This is a genomic window from Metabacillus niabensis, assembly GCF_902829255.1.
In the GTDB taxonomy this organism is placed as follows: Bacteria; Bacillota; Bacilli; order Bacillales; family Bacillaceae; genus Metabacillus; species Metabacillus niabensis.
The window spans coordinates 1-2,763 of sequence record NZ_CADEPK010000034.1; the positions used below are offsets into that span (position 1 = coordinate 1).

Consider the following 2,763-nt stretch of genomic DNA (forward strand, 5'->3'; position numbering starts at 1 on the left):
GACGAATGGTTTAAAGAAAATAAATAAATCTATAAAAAAAGTCTTTCACAAAAGTGAAGGGCTTTTTTCATATTTCCTCGATAGAACAAAAAACAAAAAATACCAAATTTATAAAAATAACCCTTTGAAAACGATTAATAATCGCGGTCGAATTATAAGAATTATTAGACTTTTAACTGTAAACGATTGCACTCTTAACTACACCTTGAAATGTTGAATTGTCAGTGTTTAAATGAAAAAGATGGATAATAATCGGGAGCTTTTTACAGAATATATATGAAAATGGATAACGGTATGAAGAAGCTTCTTTCATAAAAAGTGCAGTGAGGAAGAAAAATACTGAAGGGAATATGAATCGGAACTAATTAGTAATTGACTTTATTCGCCTTCAGATTAACTCTTCCGACAACATCTGTCTTGATCATCTGAACACGTCCATAGTGCGATAGAAAAAAGGAGAGTAACCATAATGGCAAAAGTAATTGCAATTAATGCTGGTAGTTCATCATTAAAATTTCAACTTTTTGATATGCCAAGTGAAAAAGTTGTAACAAAAGGGTTAGTTGAAAGAATTGGAATTTCAGATTCAATCTTTACAATTTCAGTAAATGATGAGAAACAAACGGAAGTAACTGATATTCCTGACCATGCAGTCGCAGTAAAAATCTTACTTTCAAAATTAACGGATTTAAGAATTATTCAATCATTAGATGAAATCGAAGGTATTGGACATCGTGTCGTACATGGTGGAGAAATATTTAATGATTCGGCAATTATTACGGATGAAACATTGAAACAAATTGAGGACTTATCTGAGCTAGCACCACTTCATAATCCAGCAAATATTGTTGGGATTAAGGCTTTTAAAGAAGTATTACCTAATGTACAGGCGGTTGCAGTGTTCGATACGGCGTTTCATCAAACGATGCCTGAGCAATCTTTTCTATATAGTCTCCCATATGATTATTATAAAAAGTTCGGCATTCGAAAATATGGCTTCCACGGCACATCACATAAGTATGTATCACAACGTGCAGCAGAATTATTAGGAAGACCAATTGAACATCTTCGTTTAATTTCTTGTCACTTAGGTAACGGGGCAAGTATTGCGGCTATTGAAGGTGGTAAATCAATTGATACGTCAATGGGCTTTACACCACTTGCTGGGGTTGCAATGGGAACACGCTCAGGAAATATTGACCCAGCGCTGATTCCATATATCATGGAGAAAACTGGTAAAAATGTTGACGAAGTATTAAATGTATTAAATAAAGAGAGTGGAATTTTAGGTATGTCAGGTATTTCAAGTGATTTACGTGACAATATTCAAGCGGCAAGTGAAGGAAATGAGCGAGCTAAAATTGCTTTAGAAGTCTTTGCTAGCCGAATTCATAAATATATTGGTTCTTATGCAGCAAGAATGTCTGGCGTTGATGCGATCATCTTCACTGCAGGAATCGGAGAAAACAGTTCTGAGATTCGTGAACGAGTATTAAAAGGCCTAGAGTTCATGGGAGTATATTGGGATCCTTCTCTAAATAAAGTAAGAGGAGAGGAAACGTTTATTAGTTACCCACACTCACCTGTAAAAGTTATCGTTATACCTACGAATGAAGAGGTTATGATTGCAAGAGATGTTGTTCGTCTAACACATTAATAAATAGTGAAAGAGGGTGATTCAAAAGGGTCTGACTCCTCCAACTTACACACAATACATAGACTAACTATTAGTCGGTATATTGTGTTTGAGGGGGGCTAACCTTTGGTTTTGAGTCGCCCTCTTTTTATTTAAACCACCTAAGAAAACCTCACTATAAATCGAAATATTTCTTTTTGGAGCAAAATTCTACCACTAAAGGAAACTCCTCATTATGTTATGATAAAAACAAAGCAAAAAATCAATGTTGCTCTTTGTACGCACCTAAAAAAATCATTCATATCGATAATAAGGAGAAGCTGAATATGATGAGTGGAAGCGAAAAATTATTATTAGCAGAAATTGAGAAATGGGAGCAAGAGTTACAAAAAGATATTCGTACAGATGTTGAGCGAACTTTGCATAAATGGATAAATAAAAAAATGAATGAATTACCAGTTTCTGTAAAAAGAATCCTCTTTAGTAAGTTTGATAAGTGCTTCTTCCATTTACATTCAATTATCCAAGGGTCTTATGGTCAGCAAGAAGCAAGAAATCAAATTCTATTAACTGCGAAAACGTTAGGAGAGGATATTTATCAACTAAAGGATTTACAAAGTCTTTCGATTGATCAGCTGCATTATTTAGCAAATCTCCAAACATCTAAACATCGTATTTATTCGCTTATACAAGGTGGAATGACTGGTACGGGTGGAATCTTACTTTCAGGGGTAGACATTCCTGCACAAATCCTCATAAATCTTCGAGCTGTTCAATTAATAGCGATGAGCTATGGATATGAAATCAATACACCATATGAAATGATGACATCACTTAAAGTTTTCCATGCATCCCTTATGCCAAAACATCTCCAATCTGTAGGGTGGAGTGAATTGAAAAATGAAATACATATAGGAGCAGCTCAAGCTTATTTTTATGAAGGGGAAGAAAACCTTGCAAATAATTATGATGTTGAATTTCTTTTAAAGCAAATTGTTAAATTATCAGTCATTGCTTTATTGAAGGAAAAAATAATATCAGGTGTGCCGTTAATAAGTATGATGATTGGAGCAGGTATGAATTATCGTTTAACTCGACAAGTAACAAACTTTTCAAATATATATTAT

General features: G+C 34.0%; 2 protein-coding genes. Both read left to right on the forward strand.

Features of this window, described 5'->3' with window-relative positions; all coding sequences use genetic code 11:
- The first annotated feature begins 469 nt into the window (after positions 1–469).
- Positions 470–1,657, forward strand: coding sequence for an acetate kinase (locus HU235_RS06420; protein WP_174879673.1), 1,188 nt, complete (start codon positions 470–472; stop codon positions 1,655–1,657).
- Between the two features lie 305 nt (positions 1,658–1,962).
- Positions 1,963–2,763: EcsC family protein (locus HU235_RS06425; RefSeq protein WP_174879674.1), on the forward strand; the 801-nt coding region annotated here is incomplete at its 3' end.

Excerpts from the sequence above, each read along its gene's own strand:
- HU235_RS06420 (WP_174879673.1), top strand. The coding sequence starts at position 470 with ATGGCAAAAGTAATTGCAATTAATGCTGGTAGTTCATCATTAAAATTT.